The sequence below is a fragment of the Luteolibacter sp. genome (assembly GCF_058122085.1).
In genome coordinates this window covers 1-20,654 of record NZ_JBIKBQ010000071.1, presented here as the reverse complement: position 1 = coordinate 20,654, position 20,654 = coordinate 1, and the positions used below count along the sequence as shown (strand labels likewise).

The window sequence follows — 20,654 nt, the reverse complement described above, 5'->3', positions numbered from 1 at the left end:
GGCTGTTCATGCGCGGATGCCGCCCCAGCGCTTTTGCTGTCAGCCAAATCAGCAGGGCCGTCACGCTCACCCGCTGGCCTTCATCTTCAATCTCCGCATTGATCCGCGCCCGGCGAGCCGCCAGTTGATCCGCATCCAGCTCCCAGCTCACCGAAAATTGGGGAATATCCCGCGCACTTTGCAGCATCCGCTTGGCCATCGTCTTCTGCGCCATGCCCAAGGGGATCCGCAGCGGCCCGGGGTTTCCCACGGGAGCAGTTCGGTCATCTTGGTTGGCTGGCAGGGTCGGGTCGGCGCTCACTCGCGGTAGAATTGGGAATGGTGTTGACTATTGTCAATATCGAATTACAATTTTTTGAGAATTTATGAAAAACAAACTCGTTGCGATGGAAAACGCCTTCTTCGATGCAGAGCCTCAATGCCATTGGGAACAACGTTGCGCGGCCATTGCCGAGGCAGGCTTCGACGGCGTTTACGTCGTTCCCTGGCCGCTTACCGATGAGTGTTTTAAGGGCTATCTGCGCGACATAACGGCTGCACCGGCAGCGCACGGCCTGACGGTGTCCACATTCTTCGCCAACATTGATTTCGCCGTTCCCTCCTCTTCGGCGAGAACCCGGCGCGTTCTTGAAGAAGTCCACGGTTTCAACCGGTTGGAGCTGAGTTTGAAATGTTCGGATCCCGCACAAACCCCGTCCGACCCCATTCAGGCAGCCAGGAAGGAACTCGAGATCCTTCTCCCGCTCGCAGAGGCGCGAAATACCGAGATATGCCTCTACCATCACACCTTCTATCCCATCCACCATCCAGATCAGTGCGCTGAAATCATCAAACTGCTGGACCACCCCCTGCTCAGTCATGCGTTTGCAACATCCCATGCATACGCTCACTTCACCGACGAGGAGATCCTCCAAATTCTTACGCGACACGCGCCCCACATTAAGTCATTCAACTTCTGCGGTTGCAAACGTCCCGGTCCCTTTGGCTCCACCAAAACAAGACAATATCCGCTATACGAATCAGATCTACCCCTGGAGCCACTGCTCAAGATTCTCGCGGATAGCAGCTATTCCGGCGACATCGTGGTGCAGGGGCACGGCTGGCAGGGCGACATCACGGAAAACCTGCGCCGCAGCAAAGCCTGGTATTCCAATTTTTAGACTGCTAGGAAATTCCTTCGGCCCCCTGCCCACCGCACCCGCCCCGGACGCGCATCTGAGCTTGGGAGTGAGTGCAACATGCCATTTCTGGCGACCCTGCAACCGCCCATTGCACGGCAGAGTTCAACGAATCGACTTCCTTCGGATTCCTGAACAACTTCGGGCGACAGTTTGCCCCATACGAAAACAAATCCACCGTGCAACGGACCGTGCAATAGAACGGGTTAAAACCCGCATTTTGGTGCATTTCCGGGCACTTTAAACCTACCGCCCCAGAAAGGCGAAAGCCGCTTAACTCCCTGAAGTTAAACGGCTTTCATTGGTTGCGGGAGTAGGATTTGAACCTACGACCTTCAGGTTATGAGCCTGACGAGCTACCTGGCTGCTCCATCCCGCGATTGAACCATGCGCCTTTCGGCGCGGGGCGGCATAGTTACGGGCGGCGGACGGAGCTGGCAAGGGAAATTTTGCCATTGTTGGAAGTTCATGCTCTTCTCGTGGCGCCATGATTTCCAGCCCGCCGATTCCGACCCTTTCCCAGACCGCTTGGACGGGACGCGCGGCCGCGCATCTCGCGCGGGCGGAGCGGCGGACCTTGCCGGCGCGGAAGCGGCGGGATTGCGGCGTGCTGCATCCGGTGGAGGATTTCTTGTTCCAATACTATCCGTATCCGTTCGTGCTGTTGGAGAATTGGCAGCCTGGGTGCGGAGTGGCTTTGGAGTGGTCGGCGACGGTGGAGTCCCCCGCCCCGCCGCCGCCTTTTTCCGAGCGCTGTTATGCGGTGGCGGATGGAGTGATTTTCGCCGACCCCGGACGCCTGACAGGGAAAGAGCGAGAGCGCTTGAAATGGATTCACGACTTGCTGGCGGCGACGCGGGACCGGGCGCCTCACTTCGCGTGTCACGGGCTGCACGAATGGGCGATGGTTTACCGCGGCAAGGAGGTGCGGCATGAGAAGACGACTCCGCTGCGGCTGCCGCAGGCGGAGATTGACGCGCTGGTGGAATCGCGGGCGATCTGCTGCTCGCACCATGACGCGTTCCGGTTTTTCGCCAGCGAGGCGCGGCCGATGAACCGCTTGCAGCCGACGCTGGAAAGCCGGATCTCGCTGGAGCAGCCGGGCTGCGTGCATGCCAACATGGATCTCTACAAATGGGCGGCGAAGTCGATGCCGTGGATCGGCACGGAGCTTCTGTTGGACTGCTTCGAGCTGGCGGTGGAGTTGCGGGATCTGGACATGCGGGCGAGTCCGTATGATCTATCCGCCTGGGGGCGGGAACCGGTCCGCATCGAGACGGCGGAGGGCCGGCGGATTTATGAAATCGAGCAGCGGCGGCTGGCGGCGGAGGCGGTTCCGCTGCGGCAGAGGCTGATCGCCGGGCTGCGGAAGATTGAAGAATGGCGCGGCGACCGGTGATCGCCGCTACACTCCCTGCCAGTGGAGTTTCTGGCGGAGGGCGTCGTAAAACGAGCGGCCTTCGAGGCGGAGGAGATGGAAGGAGCGGGCGGCCTTTTTCACTTCGATCCGGTCGCCGGGGCCGATGTGGATGCTGTCGCGGCCATCGACGGTGAAGATCATCGGGCCGCTTTCACGATCCTCCGACGAGAGCTCGACGACGGAATGGTCCGCGAGAACGAGCGAGCGCTGGCTCAAGCTGTGGGGGCAGATCGGGGTGATCACGAACACCGCGGCACTCGGCGCGATGAGCGGGCCGCCGGCGGAAAGCGAGTAGGCGGTGGAGCCGGTGGGCGTGGCGACGATCAAGCCGTCGGCCCGATAGTCGTTGAGCAGTTCGCCATCGACACAGGCCCGCAGGGAGACGAGGCGGCCGGTTTCGCCACGGGCGAGCGTGACTTCGTTGAGGGCGACGAAGGATTCGGGCGGCTTTCCCTGGCGGTGGACGGTGGCTTCGAGAAGCGTGCGGACGCTCGTGGTGTAGCGACCAGCGGCGACGGCGGCGGCGAAGATATCGAGCTCGTCGTCCTTGCAGCTGGTGAGAAATCCGAGATTACCGATGTTGATTCCGGCCACCGGTTTTTCAAAATTCCCGAGCCGGGAAACGGCGTGGAGCATGGTGCCGTCGCCACCGAGCACGGCGGCGATTTGGACGTGATCGGCAAACCCGGAAGCCGGGATGCCACCGCTTTCGCCGGCGAGACGGGCGGTTTCCTCGTCCAGCACGGCGTGGCAGCCCCTGGCTTCGAGCGCGGCCCGCAGCGCGTGGAGGGTGGGAAGCGAGCCTGGCTTGTGAGGGTTGACGAGGATTCCGACGTTCACGATGGGGAAGCTAACGAATCATTTGTCCGGCTGGCAAGCGCCGGTTCTAGGCCACGGCGATCCTGGATGGCGCGATGAGACTTTGCACGGTTGGAATCAGCTCGTGCAATTCATCGACCACGATGAACTCGCCGTCGTAGCACCAGGTGGCGAGCATTTCGATGAGCGGGGTCCAGAAGGATTCGCCGTTCTCGTCCTTGCGGTTGAAGATGATGACGGGTTTGCCGGTCATCGACGGGTGGTTCTGGTGTTTGAAAATCATCAGCGCGAGCATTTCCTGGACGGTTCCGGAGCCGCCGGGGAAAATCACAAACGCGTCGGAGTTGCGGATCATCACCTGCATGCGGGTGTAAATGTCCGGCATCAGCCAGAAGCTGGAAAGCCCGACCGGGAGTCCTTCGAGCTCGATGATGTGTGGGACGTTCGATCCGCCGGTCCAGCCGCCGGCGTCCACCGAGCCGCGGACGACTTCGCCCATGATGCCGGAATTCCCCGCCCCGGAAACACAGCCGAGGCGGCTTTGCGCGAGCTGCTTTCCGAACTCGTATCCATCACTCAGATAGGCAGGGTCTTCGATGGAAGCGGAGCAGAAAACGCAGACGCTGCCCTCGTGATCGAGCGGCAGCGGGGCGTCGAACGAGTCCATGGTGTTGCTAACGATTTTCTCGCGGCCCACGCCCGGAAGCCCCTCGCGGCGGGTGCTTTCGAGGAGCAGGAGAACCTCGTCCGGCGACTCGGCGAGAAGCAGGTAGTCGGTGTGGTTCTGTTTCACCGTGCCGAGGCCTTTCAAGTGGGTGAGCAGGGCGAACAGGCGGTCCCAGGAGCCGTCGGAATTGAGCAGCACCGTCGGCTTCCCGGAGAGATTCACATCCAGCGTCTGGTAGCCGACGAAGACGGAAACGGCTTTGAACAAGTCCTCAAGCGTGGCTCCGGGAGTGAAAACGAAGGCGTCGGACTCGATGATTTTCCGCTCGATGTTGGAGAGGGAAATCCGCTGGTCGCCGTTGGAATTGTAAATATCCCAGCCATTGCTGAACAGGCCGTACAAAAGCCGGGCGCGGACTTCGCGGTTGGGGTCCTTTTCTCCACGGACGGTTCCTGCAAGACGGACTTTGGGCATTTTTTGAATGGGTGAGCGAACATGGGCGACGGAAGCGCCGTTGCAGAGAGTGAAGCCCATGGATGGATTCTTGCAAGCGGCAGTTCATGAAGGCTGTGACGATCTGATATCGACATCCCCGCCCCGCCATTTCATCGTCGCCGGGCGCATGAATCCCTTCAAAGCCATCCCGCTGACACTTTTGGCCACCGTCCTGACGGCGACCGCCGCTCCAAGATTCGCGCTGGTCCGGGTCAAAGATCTCTACACCGCGCTGCCCTCGACCGCCGCCCTCCAGCAGCAGATCAAAAGCGAACGCGACGCGGTCATGAAAGACCAGCGGGCCGAGCAACTCCGCAAGATCATCGGCGAGCTCCAAACCCTCCAGGCCCAGCTCTCGGACAAGACCAACCCGCTCGACGAGGCGACCAACCGCAAGCTCGCCCGGACCTACGAAATCAAGCGCCAGGAGGCACAAACGCTTCAGCAGGAATTTGAAAACTTCAAGAGCGAGCAGGAGAAACTGATCAACCGCAAGATGGTCGAGGGGATGCGCGCCTCGCTCGACAGGATCGCCAAAATGTCCGCCCAGGTCTCCAAGGAGCGGGGCTATGACGTGGTCTTCGACAGCTCCGGCGACACCAATACCGGCGTGCCGTTCGTGCTCTTCAGCAAAAACGCGCCCGACCTAACCACCGACGTGCAGGCCGCGCTGAAGGACAGCGAGCCGGCCTCCGCCAAGCCGCCGGAAGCCGCCGGAAAAGCCAAATAAATCCCCCATTTCCAATCACCATGGACCTCCTGACCGAAGCTCTCAAAAATCATTTCACCTGGGGCCTGCTGCTTGGATTGCTGATCGCCGCCTTCATTTGGAAGGCCGGATTCAGTGCCCGCCGCAACGTCGCCCGCGATCTCAAGCGGGTGGAAGGCGAGCTGAAAAACCTCCAGGGCCACCTCAACACCCAGCTCAAAATCACCGCCAGCGGCAATGATTCGCTGCAAGCCGAGCTCGACTCGCTGCGCAAACAAAACGAAATCCTGCGGGTGAACAACGCCGCTCTCCAACAGAAGCCGGGGCGCGCCGAGCAACGGCTTTTACAAATCCAGGAAATCGCGATCCGCACCATGCGCGAGCAAGCCCCCGGTTTCGCGCCCGCCTGGGAGAACGCGCTCCGCCAAGCCGAGGCGGAGGTCAATGCCGCCGAGTCCGGCCTGACCAAACTCGTCCGCCGCGTGATCCCCGGGCTCGGGTCATCCGCACCAGCCGCTAGAATCACCACCGGCGACGGCGACGATCAGCCGTGAGCATGCAGTGCTCCGCTCACGCGAACGCCGTCGGCTTGCGGCCGCGGAGGTAGTCGGCGGCGGACATTCTCCGACTGCCGTCGGGCTGGACGGTTTCCAGGCAGAGTGCTCCCTTACCGCAACCGACGACGAGCCGGCCCTCGGCTGTGGAGATTTCACCGGGTGATAGATGCTGGTTGAGGACGGTGACGGGCGGGAAGATTTTCAAACGCTTGGCGCGGCCGTCTTCGGTGGCGAGGGTGAAAGTGCCCGGCCACGGATCGTAGGCGCGGATGCGGCGCTCGAGGGCGGCGGCGTCCTGCGACCAATCGAGGCGGCCGTCGTCGCGCTCGAGTTTGGAAATATAACCGGAGGCCGCGGCGTCCTGCGGGACGCGGGGCGCGGTGCCGGCGGCGAGTTTCTCCAAGGTCTCCGCCAACACGGCGGGCGCGAGTTCCGCCAGACGGTCGTGAAGGCTGCCCCCGGTCTCGTCAGCAGCCACGGGAATGGACTTGGCTAGAATCACGTCCCCCGCATCGAGCTCGCGGACCACGTGCATCGCCGTGATACCGGTTTCGCGGTCCCCCGCGTCGATGGCGGCCTGGATGCAGGCGGCGCCGCGATACTTGGGAAGCAGGGAGGCGTGGAGATTGATGATGGCCTTGCTGGCAAGGGTGAGGATGTTTTTCCGGAGGATCTGGCCGTAAGCCATGACGACGAGAACCTCCGGCTCCAAGGCGGCAAGCTCCGCGGTGATGTCACCGATTTTCTCCGGCTGGAACACCGGAATCCCGGCGGCCAGCGCTTCCACCTTGATGGCGGGCGGAGTGAGCGCCTGGTGGCGGCCGGTCGGTTTGTCAGGCTGAGTCACGAGCGCTACCGGCCGCGGGCCGTGCTCCAACAGGTGACGGAACGCCGGCAGGGCGATCTCGCCGGTGGCGATGAAAATGAGCCGCATGTTTAAAAAACGTTAGACGACGTGCTTCGCCATTTCATCATACACCGGAAGACCGGTGATGCGCTGGATCATGTCCGCGAGGACCTTCACCGGCGGCTGCGTCGCGTTGATGGTGGTGATGAGTTCGTCCGGATAGAACTCAAGGATCGGCTTGGTTTCCGCCTCGTAAGTGGCGATGCGCTGGTCGATGACCTTGTCGCTCGCGTCGTCGATGCGGTTGTCTTTGAGCGCGCGCTTGCGCATGCGGCGGGCTAGCTCGTTGCGGTCCGGGCAGGAGAGATGGAAAACCTGATGGACCTCGATGTAGCGGCTGAGGATTTCCGCCTGGCGGACGTTGCGCGGGATGCCGTCGAGGACGAGGAAATCGATGTCCGGCTTGTAGAGATAGGCGTCGCTGAGGTTGTCGATCTGCGCCTTCCACAGCGCGATGGTCAGTTCGTCGGGGACCAGTTCACCGCGGCTGGAATAGTCCACGAACTGTTGGCCGAGCGCGGTGCGGGTGTCGAGCGAGCGGAACACGTCGCCGCAGGCGCAGTGGAAAAACCGGGGCACGCTGCCGAGGATCTGTCCTTGGGTGCCTTTTCCGGACCCCGGCGCGCCAAGGATGATGAATGCGGGTCGCTTGGTTTTGCTCTCGGACGGTGTCATGGGAGCGGGAAAACTAGAACGCCCACCCCAAACGGCAAGCACCGATCACGACTTGAACGCGGCGAGGAACACGATGAAAGGCACCAGCAGGGCGACGTCCGCCAGCACCCGCATGGCATCCATCGAGAACCGCGAGCGCACGCGGTTGAGGATCTGATGCAGCGCGGCCCCGGTCAGAATCGCGTAGAAAAACGGCCGGGTGATGACGTCCGGGTCCCGCAAGGCGAACACCAGCGAAGCCGCGCCTAACAACGTCAGCGGCAGCGTCAGCGACAATTCGTCGGACGCCTTGATCTCCGGATCGGACGAGCGGTGGGCGTGCTCCCACAAGTCGATGGCGGAAATATTGAGAATGCACAGGACCCCGAAACAAATCAGCTCGGGGGATTTGAGCAGGTCCTGCTTGTCAAAGCCGGTGTAGGCATGGGCGAGCATCGCGGTGCCGTAGGCGAACGCAATCCCCGCCAGAATGTTTTTCCCATACGGGAGGTCGTGCGGTCCGGTCGTGGGAAAAACCGACAAGGTGAAAAATCCCGCCACCATGATCGCGGCGACGACGGCATAGCTGTAAACCGTGACGGGCATCCCCGTGATGACCAGGACTAACGCCGCGACTCCGGCGACCACCGCCAGCACCCCGAAGCTCTGCCGGTGCTTGCGATGGAAGTCGTGCCGCGCTTCGAGTTTCTCCGACGAACCGCCCCGGATCGAGGCGTCCAACAGGCGGTCCACCACGTAAATCAGCCAGACCATCAGGCCGAGCGAGATGTAGGCGCCCCAAGGGAGGTATTCGACCCGCCAGGTCTTCGCAAACATGTAGAGCCAAGCGACGGCGACCAGCGGAGCGTCGAGGCTTAACAAGTTGGGAATGAGCCAGAATGGCTTGCGACGCTCGGAAGGCACGACCCGGGGACCTTCCGCGACCGCCGCGACGAACGCAAGCGCTCATTGCCCGCCACTGACTAGCGGATCTCGAAATTCAAATCAGCCCGACGGCCCGGCGCACGCGGTCGAGCACCTTCGCGGCCTCCTCGCGCGCGCGCAGCGCTCCTGCGGCGAGCACTTGATCGACGTAGCCGGGATCGGCCTCGATTTCCGCCCGGCGGACACGCATCGGGGCGAAAAAATCCCAGTAGGCGTCTGCCAGCCGCTTTTTGAAATCGCCATAGCCGAAGCCGCCGTTTTCGTGGTCGGCGACCATCGCGGCGTAGTCGGCCGGGCTGGCGAAGAGCTTGTAGAGCGCGAGAATCGTCGAGCCCTCGGTGGGCTTCGGCGCCTCCACCGGGGTCGAGTCGGTGGTGATTTTCATGATGAGTTTCTTGAGCGGCTTCTCCTCGCCGAAGATCGGCAGCGTGTTGTGATAAGTCTTGCTCATCTTGCGCCCGTCCAGGCCGATGACGACCGCGGTGTCCTCGCGGATGATCGGGTCCGGCAGGACCACGGTGCCCTCGCCGTAGGTCTCGTTGAACTTCACCGCTAGGTCGCGGGTGACTTCGAGGTGCTGTTTCTGGTCCTTGCCGACCGGCACCTTGTTGGAGTCGTAAAGCAGAATGTCCGCCGCCATCAGCACCGGATAGGCAAACAGCGCGTGGTTCGCGGCGATGCCTTGCGCGGTCTTGTCCTTGTAGGAATGGCACTTGGCCAGCAGGCTCATGGGGCAAATGGTCGATAGCAGCCAGGCGAGTTCGTTGACTTCCGGCACCGCGCTCTGGCGGAAAAACACGGCGCGCGCGGGGTCCAGTCCGCAGGCGAGGAAATCCACCGCGAGCTCGCGGACGTTATCGCGCAGCGCGGCGGGATTCTGGGAGGAGGTCATCGCATGATAGTCGGCGATGAAATAAAACGCCTCGCCCTCGTCCTGAAGACGGACGGCTGGCTCCATCGCGCCGAAGAAATTTCCGACGTGAAGTTTACCGCTGGGCTGAAGACCGGTGAGGATTCGCATGGCGCGGAGCATGGATTCCGGGCGGGGAATCGGTCAAGCGGCGAGGTGAACCTCAGCCGGCTCTTTGGTTTTCACGCATGGCACGAACTGTAGCGGCGGGTAGAAGGCGCCAATGACGACGAAGGGGTTCTTGCCGCGTGCCAGAATCCAGTTGCGGCGTTCGCGCCAGCCATCGGCGGTGGAAAGTTTGGTTTCGGTGAGAGCGAGCGATTCGAAATTCACCTTGTGACTCTCAGAGCGCGGATCCTTCGGATTCCGGATAACCTGGGCTTCGATCTGATCTTGAAAGCAAGGCCGTTCTCATGACCTCTCCAGCCAAACGCCCTGCGGGCTCCATGAATTCGATTTGCGATGCCAGTCAGGCCGGGCCCGGATGGAAAAACGCGCGGATCACGGCTTGGTAAACCGCGCCTCGGGGCACCTTGATCCTGTGCTGGAGCGCGTCCCAGGTCGCTTCACGGAGCGGCTCCATGGTTTTCCGGGCGATCAGCGCCGGCAACACGGTGGCCGCCCGCAGCCGCCGGGATCGCAGTGATTTCGCGTAAATCCCCCCCTCGCCGATCCACGCTTCCGCCCGGACCAGCCACCTCGCGTGGCAGGCGAGCAGCGCCGCCGGATCGCGCGGATCGGCGACGGGCAAATAGCAGCGACCGGTGGCCAGATCCGCAGCGAGATCGCGCAGGATGTTCACGAGCTGAAGCCCTTTTCCATAAGCGATTCCTTGCGCCAACAGGTCCGCCTCAGGCGCTTTTGAAAACCGGTCGCCCAAGGTGAGAAGTCCAAGTTTCGTCCAAAAAGCACCGACGCATCCCGCCACCCGCCACGCGTAATCCTCCAGCGCGGCATCGTCATCGAGCACCACCGGATTTTCACCACTGGCCCCGGCGAAACGCTCCAAATCCAACATTTGCCCGCTGATGATCGTCGCCAGCACCTCGCGCACCAGATCCGCTTCGGCGTCAGGGAGGCTTCGCAGCCACGTGAAAATTTCACCCGAGCATTCGAGCAAATGCCGCTCCCTGGCATCCGCCGTCGCGTTCAGGATCGACACCGGCCAGCGCGGCGCTTCCGATTTCGCGGCGACGGCGCGGCGGAATTGATCGAGGCATTGCAGCCGGGCATCCACGGGAGCCGCGACGGAATCCGCGAGAGTGTCGCTAGTCCGGGCGAGCAGGTAGCCAAGGCTGGCCGCCCCGCGCATCCGCCCGGGGAGCAGCCGCAAGGTCAGATAGAACGACCGCGAAACCCCCTTGAGCACTTGTTTTTCCAATTCACCGGTCACCCGCCGCAAGCAAGGCCTGTCAGCCGGAAATGTCAACCCGCCACCGCGACCCGCCACTTGCGAATCCGCGGGAAATCCGGTTGCGATCGGAGGCAAAATCAGCCATCTTGCTAACGGAATGAACGAAGACCCACGGAGCTCGCCGGATAAGAACAGAGTCAAACTCGAACGACTGGAACTCGCGCTGCGGGCGTCGAACGAAGGGATTTGGGACTGGCAGACCGACCAGAAGGAAATTTACTACTCCCGCCGGATTCTGGAGTTCCTCGAATGTGGAAAAGACCGCGCGCCCAATTTATTCATCCCTCCTTTCGACAGCATCCATCCCGAGGACCAGCAAGCCTTCAGCCTGGCCGTGACCCAGGCGCTGCAGGGCAGCGGGCCGGAAACGCTCGCCGTGGACGCCCGCATCCGCGCCGGCGGCGGCGATTGGCGATGGCTGAAAATCCGCGGCACCGTCGTCCGCAACCGCGAAGGCGAGGCGGTCCGCATCGCCGGCTCCATGGTCAACATCAGCCAGCGTAAAGCGGCGGAAGCGCAGGTGGAGGAAGAGAGATTCCTCCTCAGGCAATTGATCGACCATGTCCCGCTGCAGATCTATTTCAAGGACCTCCAGTCGAACTTCGTCATGGCCAACCAGCGGATGGCCGAGTGGGTGGGATTTTCCCATGAGGGTGAATTGATCCGAAAACATGACCGGGATTTCTTCGACCACGACCATTGGAAACCCGCCGAGGACGACGAAAAAAACATCATCAAATCCGGCAACGCCATCGTCGACCAGCTCGAACACGAAACCTGGCGCAAGGGCTCGGAGACCTGGGTCATCACCTCCAAATTCCCGTGGCGCGACCGGCACGGAAGACTCAAAGGCACCTTCGGCGTTTCCAGCGATGTCACCAAACTCGTCAAGGCCGAGCGCGAAGCCACCGAGCTCGCCCAACAACTCCAACTGCAGAACCAAGCCTACGAGGAGGAGCTCCTGCTAGCCCGTGAAATCCAACAGGCGCTCGCCGACGAGGGATTCCCCGCATCCACCCCGGGCCAGCACGGCCACCTCACCTTCGGCGCGCGCTACATCCCGATTTCCGGACTCGCCGGGGATTTCTTCGAGGTCGTCCGGGTGCATGAAAACTGCTTCAGCGTCCTGATCTGCGACGTCATGGGCCACGGCGTCCGCTCCGCCCTCATCGTCGCGATGCTCCGCGGGCTGTTGGAAAAACAACGCGCCCAGTCCAACGAACCCGGACTGTTTCTCCAGGGACTCAACGACGGACTCGCCGCGATCCTCGAACGCGCGGGCACCACCATGTTCGCCACCGCCTTCTTCGGGCTGGTCGACCTATCGGCAGGCACCTTCAAATACGCCTGCGCCGGCCACCCGGGCCCCGTCATCGCCGGCCGCAACGGCGTCCGCCAGATCGCTTGCGACCGCTCCCACAAGGGCCCCGGACTTGGCCTGCGCAAGGGAGCCTCCTTCCCCACCAACGAGATCGAACTCGCCGAAATCGACCGGATCATCCTCTTCACCGACGGCGTCCTCGAAGCCGAAAACCAGAGCGGCGAGCCGTTTTTCGAAAACCGGCTCATGGAAATCATCAACCGCGAATCCGGCGCGCCCCTGGAAAGCCTGCTCAACGACATCCTCGAAAGCGTCCTCGCGTTCTCCGATAGAAAACAGTTCGACGACGACGTCTGCCTCCTCGGAGTGGATGTCACGCGGACCCGGTAAAGTGTCTCGGCCATCTCAGCCAGGAGACGATTTTCCTGCGGAAAGCGCGATGCTCATGATTGGGTGATCTCAATCTCGATGGACTTGCTCGTCGGCGTGCCGCTGCCTTCGGCCTGGCTGCCGGCGGGGACTAACACGTTGGCCTCGGGGAAGTAGGCGGCGGCGCTGCCACGGGGCATTTCGTAGGGAATGGCGGTGAAGGACCGGGCGGTGCGGCGCTCGCCGCCCCAGATGCTGGTGATGTCCACTTGGGAGCACGGCGGGATGCCCCTTTCCCGCAGGTCCCCGGGATTGACGAGGATGATGCGGCGGGCGTTGGAGATGCCGCGGTAGCGGTCGTCCATGCCGTAGATGGTGGTGTTGAACTGGTCGTGGCTGCGGAGGGTTTGCAGGACGAGCCTGCCGGGCGACGGCTGAAAAACATCCATGGCGGCGAGGCTGAAGCCGGCCTTGCCGCTCGGCGTTTCCCACACGCGTCGCTTGGCGGGATTGGGCAGATAGAACCCGCCGGGCTGCCTGACACGTTTGTTGAAATTTTCGAATCCCGGGATCACCCGCTCGATGAGATTGCGGACGCGGTCGTAGTCCTCCGCCAGCCAGCGCCACGGGACCGGGCTGGTCGAGCCGCCCACGGCCTCGGCAAGACGGGCGATGATTTCAACCTCGCCGAGCAGATCGGAAGAAGCCGGGGCGAGCACGCCGCGCGAGAGCTGGACGACGCCCATCGAGTTCTCACAGCTGACGGATTGCCCCTCGCCGTCGCGCTCGCTGCGGCCGAGGCAGGGCAGGATGAGGGCGGTGCGGCCGGTGACGAGGTGGCTGCGGTTGAGCTTGGTGGAGATGTGGACGGTGAGCTCACAGTTCCTCAGGGCGGCGGCGGTGTAATCGGTGTCGGGCGAGGCCTGGAGGAAATTTCCGCCGAGGGCGAAGAAGACCTTGGCCGCGCCGCGGTGCATGGCGTGGATGGCGGCGACGGTGTCGTAGCCATGCGCACGGGGCGAGGAAATTCCGCACTCGCGGTCGAGCGCGGCGAGGAAGCTTTCGGGCATTTTCTCGAAGATCCCCATGGTCCTGTCGCCTTGGACATTGCTGTGGCCGCGCACCGGACACAGCCCGGCACCAGGCCGGCCGATGGCTCCTAGCAGCAGGTGGACGTTGACGACCTCGCGAATGGTGGCGACGGAATTCCGATGCTGGGTCAGGCCCATGGCCCAGCAGGTGATCACCTTGCGAGCGCCGCCTAGCAGCGTGGCGGCGAGGGCGCGGATCTCGTCCTCCCCCACCCCGCTCATGCGGGTGATTTCCGGCCACGGGGTCTCCGCGACGAGCGCCCGGTAGTCGGTGTAATGGCGGGTGTGATCGCGAATGAAGCCGACATCGACATTGGCGGATTCGTTTTCCAACAGAACCTTGGCGAGGCCGCGGAAAAGCGCGAGGTCGCCGTTCACGCGGACGGCGATGAACTGCGAGGCGAGCGGAGTGGCCTTGCCGAGCAGGGCGGCGAGCGGGTGCTGCGGGTGCACGAAGCCGACCAGCCCCGCTTCCCTGAGCGGATTGATGGAGACGATCTTCGCGCCCCTTTTCACGGCGGATTCAAGCGTGCCGAGCATCCGCGGGTGGTTGGTGCCGGGGTTCTGGCCGACGCAGAGAATGGTGTCGGCCACGAGGAAATCATCAAGGGTGACAGTGCCCTTGCCGACTCCGATGGATTCCTTCATCGCGAGCCCGCTGGACTCGTGGCACATGTTCGAGCAGTCCGGCAGGTTGTTGGTGCCGTAGCCGCGGGCGAAGAGTTGATAGAGGAAGGCGGCTTCGTTGCTGGCGCGACCGGAGGTGTAGAAGACCGCCTCGTCCGGCGAGGCGAGGGATTTCAAATGCGAGGCGATGATTTCAAACGCGCTGTCCCACGAAACGGGCTCGTAGTGGGTGGCTCCGGGACGCAGCAGCATCGGCGTGGCGATGCGCCCCTGGCGGTCGTGCCAGAAGTCGCTTTGCGCGGCGAGGTCGGCGATGGAATGGCTGGCAAAGAAAGCGGCGTCCGCGAGCTTGCGGGTGGCTTCGGAGGCGAGGGCCTTGGCTCCGTTTTCACAAAACTCTGCCGCCGAGCGCCCGCCATCCGGGTCCGGCCAGGCGCAGCTCGGGCAATCGAAGCCGCCGGCCTGGTTCATTTCCAACAGCCCGCGGGCGCCGCGGAACGGTCCGGCTTCGCGCAGGATGTGCCGGAGCGACGATGTGACGGCGGGGATACCGGCCGCCCATTGCTTGGGCTCGGACTGCTTGATTTCCTCTTGCTCGTTCACCGGGCTCCAAACAAGCCCGGGGACGATCATCTTTCAAGGCGCAAACACCGGCTGACGCAATCATTGGCTAACCCTGATCCGGCCGAAACGAAGCGGCGGGCTGGGAGTAAACTCACGGTCTTCAACCACGCAGCGTTCCCACTTCAAATCGACCGGAATGACTTCAATCCCGTCCGTGACAGCCGCCCAATCCGCCGGCCCCAAGCTGCTGGAAAACTCGGGAACGTAGCTCAAGCCGCTGCCGATCCGACGCAGGTATTCCATCCGCAAACGGCGCTGTCCCTGTGGGTCGATCACGGACCGGACGATCGGCAAGCCTGATGTCGAGCCCGCGCCGCCGAGGAAGTGACCGGCGTCCGCTGCCTGCAAATCGAGATTGAACGCATACTCGATGAGCGTGGAAACCCCGTCGCCATCCGCGTCCGCGGTGCTGAAATCGTCCGGATGCGAGTCGCTGGTGAAAAGGACATCCTCCTCCAGCGCCTGGTCCATCCCGTCGTCGTCCGCGTCTTCCGAACGGTCGTCTAGCAACTGGATCGTGAAGTTTCGCGCATACGAGTTCAGGGTCGAATCCGTGACCTCCACTTTGATCGTTAGAACACCGGAGGCGTTTTCAAAATCAATGTCGCCTCCGGTGACAAGCACCAACTGGCCGCCAAGCGTCGCGAGGCAGTAGGGATTCGACGAGCCACTTGTCACCGTCACCTCGAAGACATGCGAGTCCCCCGCATCGGGGTCCGTCACCGCCAGGTTTCCCACCACCGTGCCAACGGGGCTGTTTTCCCGCAGGGAGACTGGCTCTCCCGGCGTCCCGGCGGGGGTCAGCGCGAGCGCGGTTGGAGGGCCACCCTTTCCCTTGCTAGATGAAAGCATGCGGACCCCGATCCTGCCGAAGCGGACGGCCGGGCTCGGCGTGAACTCGTAGTCATCAACCACACAACGCTCCCACCCGGCGTTCACCGGGGTGACTTCCACCGCATGCGTCGCGGGCATCCAATCCCCCGGGCCCAGGCTGCTGGAAAACTCCGGAACGTAGCTCAAGCCGCTGCCGGTCCGCCGCAGGTATTCCATCCGCAAGCGCCGCTGCCCCTGCGCGTCGGTCACGGACCGGATGACCGGCAAGCCCGATGTCGAGCCCGCGCCGCCGAGGAAGTGACCGGCGTCCGCTGCCTGCAAATCGAGATTGAACGCATACTCGACGAGCGTGGAAACCCCGTCGCCATCCGCGTCCGCAGTGTGGAAATCGTCCGGATGCGAGTCGCTGGTGAAAAGGACATCCTCCTCCATCGCCTCGCTCGCGCCGTCCCCGTCCGCGTCTTCCGCGCGGTCGTCTAGCAACTGGATCGTGAAATCCCGCTCCAGGAAATTCATCGCGGAATCGCTCGCCCTCACCCTGATCGTTAGAAACCCCGCGCCGGACTCGAAATCAATGCCCGCTCCGGAAGCCATTACCAGTTGGTTTCCCAATGCCACCAGTTTGAAGGGGTTCGGCGAACCACCGATAACGACGACATCGAACGAGTGGCGATCCCCTACATCGGCATCCGTCACGCCGAGGATCCCCAACACCGTGCCGGCCCGGCTGTTTTCCAACAGCGTCACCGGCCCGCCCGGATCGATCAATGACTTCAGCGCGATCGCGGTCGGCGCGTTTCCGGTCTTGATGCCTGCCCCGACCGGCCGCACGCCGATCCGGCCGAACCGGACCGCCGGACTCGGTGTGAACTCGTAGTCGTCGATCACGCAGCGCTCCCAATCCGCGTTCACCGCGGTGATTACAGGCGCCTGCGACGCAGCCGCCCACTCGTCCGGAGCCAAACTACTGGAGAATTCGGCAAAGTAGCTCAGCCCGCTGCCGGTCCGCCGCAGGTATTCCATCCGCAAGCGGAGCTGCCCCTGTGCATCGACGACGGGCCGGATCAGCGGCAAGCCCGATGTCGAGCCCGGGCCGCCGAGTTGGCGACCGGCATCGGGCACCAGCGGGTTGAGATTGAAGGCATGCTCGATGACCGCTGGAATCCCATCGCGATCCGCATCGGAGGTGTTGAAGTCGCCACCCTGCGAATCACTGGTGGAAAGGACGTCCTCCTCCAGCGCCTGACTCGCGCCGTCCTTGTCCCCGTCTTCCGTCCGGTCGTCTAGCAGGAGAATCGTAAAATCCTGATCATAAAAGTTCCAGGTGGAGTCATACGCCCTCACCCGAATCGTCAGGCTTCCCGAGCCTTTTTCAAAATCGAGTCCGTCTCCGGAGGCCACCACCAGGTGCTTGCCGGAAACCGTCAGGCAGTAGGGATTTGTCGAGCCGGCGGTCACGATGACGCTGAAGACGTGGAAGTCTCCCGCGTCCGGGTCCATCGCGGCGAGAGTGCCCACGAAGCGGCCGGCGGGACTGTTTTCCAACAGCGAGACCGGCTCGCCTGTCAGAGTGATCGCTGTCGGCGGCCGGCCGTCCACGGTGTCGAGCCAGAGGATCCTGCTCAGGCGGCCCATGTCCGTATCCACCGTGATCCGGACGGAGCGCCTTGCTCCCTTGACCACCGTCCCGCTGATCAAGCCTGTTGCGGGATCGAGCGTCAGGCCATCAGGCAGCCCCATCGCGCGGAAAGATTCGGGCAGCGCATTGCTGATAGCAACTTGGTGGCTCACCCCCTGGCCGGGCCACCCCAAGATCGCCGCGCCAGCTGTTATTTCCGGAAATCCATCCGCCTGGCACAGCGCGAGGTTATGAAAACCACCCGCGGCGAGAGCGTGGACCTTTCTCGCCTCAATCGGCACGGCAGCCTGCCGGCTTGCGTTCGAACCCCAAGCTGCCAGCGTGCCATCGCCCCGCAACGCCATGCCGTGCAGCCAGCCGGCCTTGAGATCGACGACTCCGCCCAGCCCGGCAGGCACGTTCAGCTGCCCGTCCGCGTTGTCGCCCCAAGCCACCACGCTGCCGTCGCTTTTGAGCGCGAGACTGTGAAATCCACCGGCGGAAATCGCGATCACGCGCTCCACCCCTGCCGGCACGGCGGCGGGGACACTCCACCCCCAAGCCACCACGCTGCCATCGCTCTTCAGCGCGAGACTGTGATAGCCGCCCGCCGCGATGGCGACCACACCGCCGAGTCCCGGCGGCACCGAGGCCTGGCCATGTCCGTTAGAACCCCAGGCAGCCACCGTGCCGTCATTTCTCAACGCCAGACTGTGGAAACTTCCCGCCGCGATGGCCACCACGCCGGTCAAATCCCCCGGCACCGCCGCCTGCCCGTCTTCGTTTCCACCCCAGGCCGTCACACGGCCGTCGCGCTTCAACGCCACGCTGTGGTAATTCCCCGCCTCGACCGCGACCACGTTGGCTAGACCAGGCGGCACATTGCATTGCCCGTCGCCATTCCAGCCCCACGCCGTCACCGTGCCGTCGCTCTTCAATGCCAGATTATGCCACCGCCCCGCGGCCAGAGCGATGACCCCGTCCAGCCCGGCGGGCACCGTGGTTTGCGCTCGATCACGACTCCCCCACGCCACGACAATCCGGCCGGTGAGGAAGTCAGCGCCATCGGTCGGCGAGGTCCCCCGGTCCCGCTCGAAGCCGTCGCCAAAGCCGTCGCCATCCACATCGTAAATCGTGTCGCTCGTGCCAGTCAGATCCTCCTCCTCCTCGCTCAGCCCGTCGCCATCGGCATCTTCCTGGCGGTCATCCAGAAATTGCAGGACGATCACCTCCTCGTACGGGTTCAACGAGCTGTCTCTCGCCCGCACCCGGATGCTGAAGGATTGCGGGTCCGACTCGTAATCCCGGTCGATCCGCCGACTCACGAACAATTGGTTTCCCGAAATGTGGAAGCGCCCGTTATCCAGTGAACCGCTTCCATGGACCAATTCGAACGTGTGAACATCGCCCGCATCCGGATCCGCCGCGCTCAGGCTTCCCACCACCGTCTCGGCCGGGCTGTTTTCCATCACCGCCGCCGGACTCAAAGTGATGGCCGTGGGTGAAGTCCCTTGGAAAACGCGAATCCAGATCACTTGGGCCAACCGCCCATGGTCGGTATCCACCTGGATTTGCACCGACCGTCTCGCCGCGTCCGCCACCGTTCCCGTGATGAGCCCGCTCACCGGATCGAGCGATAGTCCGGAGGGCAATCCGATCGCCGAAAACCGACTCGGAACCGCATTCGCAACGACGATCTGATGCGACAACTCGACCCCTGACGCGGCGGAGATTCTCGAGCTGCTGGTGATCTCGGGAAGACCCGCTGTTTGCCGGAGCGCGAGGCTGTGAAGCAGGCCTGCGGAAATCGACTTCACCTGGCCCCGCGCCGCCGCCGGGATCAGCGCCTGCCCGTTCTCGTTAGACCCCCACGCCACCACCGAGCCGTCGCCCTTCAGCGCGAGACTGTGAAATCCTCCTGCCGCGATCCCCACCACATCGGCCAGATCCGCAGGCACGTCCGCCTGGCCGTCCAAGTCTTAGCCCCAGCAAACCACCGTCCCGTCGCTCTTCAATGCCATGCAGTGAAACCGCCCCGCGGAAATGGCCACCACGTCACACAAGCCCGCCGGCACGGTCGATTCCACCCATGACTCGCCGTTAAAATTCTCGCCCCACGTCACCACCGAGCCGTCACCTTTCAGGGCCAGGCTATAGAACCCGCCCGCATCGATGGCGACCACGCCATTGAGTCCCGCAGGCACCGTGCATTCCCCCCTGAGGTTGCGCCCCCAGGCGGCCACCGTGCCGTCGCTCTTCAGGGCCAGACCATGCACCCTGCCGGCCGCGATCCCTATCACATTTCCCAAACCCTCCGGCGGCTTCAGCATTCCATCGTCATCATATCCCCAAGCCACCACGCCGCCGTCGGCTTTCAACGCGAGGCTATGGGCCGAGTCTTCCAACCAGTAGTCCCCGCCCGCGGCGACCGCGACCACCTGGCCCAAACCGGAAGGCACGTTGTTTTGTCCATAGCCATTGAATCCCCCCCACGCCGCGACCGTGCCATCGTCCAACAGACCCAAGCTGTGAGATTGGCCGGTTGAAAGCGCCAGAATCACCGAGCCGACCGGAGCCTCCAACTCGCCGGCCTCGTTGCTCCCCCAGCCGACCAACGGGTAGTCCGGCCACTCGCCGGCATCCACGGGCGAGGAGTTTTTCAGAATCTCGATCCGATCGCCAAACCCGTCACCGTCCGTATCGAAGCGCGAATCACTGGTCCCGTGGACATCCTCCTCTTCCGCCTCACTCATGCCGTCGTGATCCGCGTCCTCGGTCCTGTCGTCGGTCATCTCGATCACAAAAGCCTGCTCGTGGAATTTGCCCTTGGCGTCCGTCGCCCTCACCCGGATCGGATAGGCCGACTGCTTTTCGAAATCCAGGAACCTGACACCGCTCTCGTAGCGCAGCCGCAGTTCATCGCCGGAAATGGAGAAACCGTGGTTGGCCGACGATCCGGTTCCATTGACCAACGAGAACACATGGCTGTCCCCGGCGGCTGCATTCACCACCGCTAAGGATCCGACCACCGTCCCGTCCGGCTCATTTTCCACCAGCTGTAGGCCACTCAGGCTGATTCCGGCGGGAACCTCCGCGCGGACGGAAAAGAAACTGCCTGCGAACAACCACCCCAAGCCCGCAAGAGCTAAGAAAATCCGGAATCCGGGCATCACCAGGGGGAAGGACATCTGAGGGGAACCAGGCGGGAAAACACCTGAATCCAAGCCGTATATTCTCAGACGAAACAGCGATCGCTGTCAATCTCGCTTTCAACCCCGCCGCCTCCGCGGCACGGCGGATTTTTAAAAATCGGCAAAAATCTGGTTTTCAGCTGATTGAGCCAAATTACTGCACATGTTCTGCGCCTCCGGGCACAACTCGCGCATGGCCACATCCCGCTACCGCGTCCCGGCAATGTCCGAACAGCATGTCCTTGAGCATGTGCGCGTTCGATTGATCGATCCTGACGATGCCATCGGACGTGATCGTTACCGC

The 20,654-nt window shown here is 63.0% G+C and carries 17 protein-coding genes and 1 tRNA gene; 5 read left to right on the top strand and 13 right to left on the bottom strand.

What is annotated here, in order from left to right:
- Positions 1–214, bottom strand: a 214-nt coding sequence (locus AC4DF4_RS11765; protein ID WP_490048301.1) for a 2-oxo acid dehydrogenase subunit E2, incomplete at its 3' end; no start/stop codon positions are given.
- A gap of 151 nt (positions 215–365) precedes the next feature.
- Between AC4DF4_RS11765 and AC4DF4_RS11760 the strand changes: the two genes are divergently transcribed.
- Positions 366–1,160 carry a sugar phosphate isomerase/epimerase family protein gene (locus tag AC4DF4_RS11760; protein ID WP_490048300.1) on the top strand — a complete coding sequence of 265 codons (795 nt, stop codon included), beginning with the start codon at positions 366–368 and terminating at the stop codon, positions 1,158–1,160.
- 320 nt (positions 1,161–1,480) lie between these two features.
- Here AC4DF4_RS11760 and AC4DF4_RS11755 read toward each other — a convergent pair.
- Positions 1,481–1,557: transfer RNA gene (locus tag AC4DF4_RS11755), tRNA-Met, on the bottom strand.
- A 108-nt stretch (positions 1,558–1,665) separates the two neighbouring features.
- On the opposite strand from AC4DF4_RS11755, the gene AC4DF4_RS11750 reads away from it, so the two are divergent.
- Positions 1,666–2,577: a 3-methyladenine DNA glycosylase gene (locus tag AC4DF4_RS11750; protein WP_490048299.1), complete on the top strand. Its 912-nt coding sequence runs from the start codon at positions 1,666–1,668 to the stop codon at positions 2,575–2,577.
- A 6-nt stretch (positions 2,578–2,583) separates the two neighbouring features.
- On the opposite strand, the gene AC4DF4_RS11745 is transcribed toward AC4DF4_RS11750, so the two are convergent.
- Positions 2,584–3,438 (bottom strand): NAD(+)/NADH kinase, encoded by an 855-nt coding sequence (locus AC4DF4_RS11745; protein ID WP_490048298.1) that lies wholly within the window; start codon positions 3,436–3,438, stop codon positions 2,584–2,586.
- A 46-nt stretch (positions 3,439–3,484) separates the two neighbouring features.
- Positions 3,485–4,558 (bottom strand): LOG family protein, encoded by a 1,074-nt coding sequence (locus tag AC4DF4_RS11740; protein ID WP_490048297.1) that lies wholly within the window; start codon positions 4,556–4,558, stop codon positions 3,485–3,487.
- A gap of 148 nt (positions 4,559–4,706) precedes the next feature.
- Between AC4DF4_RS11740 and AC4DF4_RS11735 the strand changes: the two genes are divergently transcribed.
- Entirely contained in the window at positions 4,707–5,309 is a 603-nt protein-coding gene (locus AC4DF4_RS11735) for an OmpH/Skp family outer membrane protein (RefSeq protein ID WP_490048296.1), read from the top strand.
- Positions 5,310–5,329: 20 nt separating this feature from the next.
- Positions 5,330–5,842, top strand: a complete 513-nt coding sequence (locus AC4DF4_RS11730; protein WP_490048295.1) for a hypothetical protein — start codon at positions 5,330–5,332, stop codon at positions 5,840–5,842.
- 16 nt (positions 5,843–5,858) lie between these two features.
- On the opposite strand, the gene fmt is transcribed toward AC4DF4_RS11730, so the two are convergent.
- The 6 genes from fmt to AC4DF4_RS11700 form a co-directional block, all read right to left on the bottom strand.
- Entirely contained in the window at positions 5,859–6,779 is a 921-nt protein-coding gene (fmt, locus tag AC4DF4_RS11725) for a methionyl-tRNA formyltransferase (RefSeq protein WP_490048294.1), read from the bottom strand.
- Between the two features lie 12 nt (positions 6,780–6,791).
- The gene (locus AC4DF4_RS11720; RefSeq protein ID WP_490048293.1) at positions 6,792–7,427 is read right to left on the bottom strand and encodes an adenylate kinase family protein; all 636 of its coding nucleotides are present in this window, start codon (positions 7,425–7,427) and stop codon (positions 6,792–6,794) included.
- A gap of 45 nt (positions 7,428–7,472) precedes the next feature.
- Complete coding sequence (locus tag AC4DF4_RS11715; protein WP_490048292.1) at positions 7,473–8,330, bottom strand: hypothetical protein; 858 nt, start codon at positions 8,328–8,330, stop codon at positions 7,473–7,475.
- Between the two features lie 76 nt (positions 8,331–8,406).
- On the bottom strand, positions 8,407–9,372 hold the full coding sequence (gene trpS, locus AC4DF4_RS11710; protein ID WP_490048303.1) for a tryptophan--tRNA ligase: 966 nt from the start codon (positions 9,370–9,372) through the stop codon (positions 8,407–8,409).
- Positions 9,373–9,405: 33 nt separating this feature from the next.
- A complete protein-coding gene (locus tag AC4DF4_RS11705; protein ID WP_490048302.1) occupies positions 9,406–9,648 on the bottom strand; it encodes a DUF8758 domain-containing protein in 243 nt (80 codons plus the stop codon).
- Positions 9,649–9,730: 82 nt separating this feature from the next.
- A complete protein-coding gene (locus AC4DF4_RS11700; RefSeq protein ID WP_490048291.1) occupies positions 9,731–10,654 on the bottom strand; it encodes a phytoene/squalene synthase family protein in 924 nt (307 codons plus the stop codon).
- 118 nt (positions 10,655–10,772) lie between these two features.
- On the opposite strand from AC4DF4_RS11700, the gene AC4DF4_RS11695 reads away from it, so the two are divergent.
- A complete protein-coding gene (locus AC4DF4_RS11695) occupies positions 10,773–12,386 on the top strand; it encodes a SpoIIE family protein phosphatase (protein WP_490048290.1) in 1,614 nt (537 codons plus the stop codon).
- Between the two features lie 53 nt (positions 12,387–12,439).
- Here the strand turns inward: AC4DF4_RS11695 and AC4DF4_RS11690 are convergent, their stop codons facing one another.
- Genes AC4DF4_RS11690 through AC4DF4_RS11680 form a run of 3 tightly spaced genes read right to left on the bottom strand, consistent with a single transcriptional unit; the run spans position 12,440 to position 20,347 of the window.
- Positions 12,440–14,686, bottom strand: a complete 2,247-nt coding sequence (locus AC4DF4_RS11690) for an FdhF/YdeP family oxidoreductase (RefSeq protein ID WP_490048289.1) — start codon at positions 14,684–14,686, stop codon at positions 12,440–12,442.
- Positions 14,687–14,746: 60 nt separating this feature from the next.
- On the bottom strand, positions 14,747–19,135 hold the full coding sequence (locus AC4DF4_RS11685) for a putative Ig domain-containing protein (protein ID WP_490048288.1): 4,389 nt from the start codon (positions 19,133–19,135) through the stop codon (positions 14,747–14,749).
- 3 nt (positions 19,136–19,138) lie between these two features.
- Entirely contained in the window at positions 19,139–20,347 is a 1,209-nt protein-coding gene (locus tag AC4DF4_RS11680; RefSeq protein WP_490048287.1) for a hypothetical protein, read from the bottom strand.
- Positions 20,348–20,654: the final 307 nt, after the last annotated feature.

Excerpts from the sequence above, each read along its gene's own strand:
- AC4DF4_RS11760 (WP_490048300.1), top strand. The coding sequence starts at position 366 with ATGAAAAACAAACTCGTTGCGATGGAAAACGCCTTCTTCGATGCAGAG.
- AC4DF4_RS11750 (WP_490048299.1), top strand. The coding sequence starts at position 1,666 with ATGATTTCCAGCCCGCCGATTCCGACCCTTTCCCAGACCGCTTGGACG.
- AC4DF4_RS11740 (WP_490048297.1), bottom strand. The coding sequence starts at position 4,558 with ATGCCCAAAGTCCGTCTTGCAGGAACCGTCCGTGGAGAAAAGGACCCC.
- AC4DF4_RS11735 (WP_490048296.1), top strand. The coding sequence starts at position 4,707 with ATGAATCCCTTCAAAGCCATCCCGCTGACACTTTTGGCCACCGTCCTG.
- AC4DF4_RS11730 (WP_490048295.1), top strand. The coding sequence starts at position 5,330 with ATGGACCTCCTGACCGAAGCTCTCAAAAATCATTTCACCTGGGGCCTG.
- fmt (WP_490048294.1), bottom strand. The coding sequence starts at position 6,779 with ATGCGGCTCATTTTCATCGCCACCGGCGAGATCGCCCTGCCGGCGTTC.
- AC4DF4_RS11720 (WP_490048293.1), bottom strand. The coding sequence starts at position 7,427 with ATGACACCGTCCGAGAGCAAAACCAAGCGACCCGCATTCATCATCCTT.
- trpS (WP_490048303.1), bottom strand. The coding sequence starts at position 9,372 with ATGCGAATCCTCACCGGTCTTCAGCCCAGCGGTAAACTTCACGTCGGA.
- AC4DF4_RS11695 (WP_490048290.1), top strand. The coding sequence starts at position 10,773 with ATGAACGAAGACCCACGGAGCTCGCCGGATAAGAACAGAGTCAAACTC.
- AC4DF4_RS11680 (WP_490048287.1), bottom strand. The coding sequence starts at position 20,347 with ATGTCCTTCCCCCTGGTGATGCCCGGATTCCGGATTTTCTTAGCTCTT.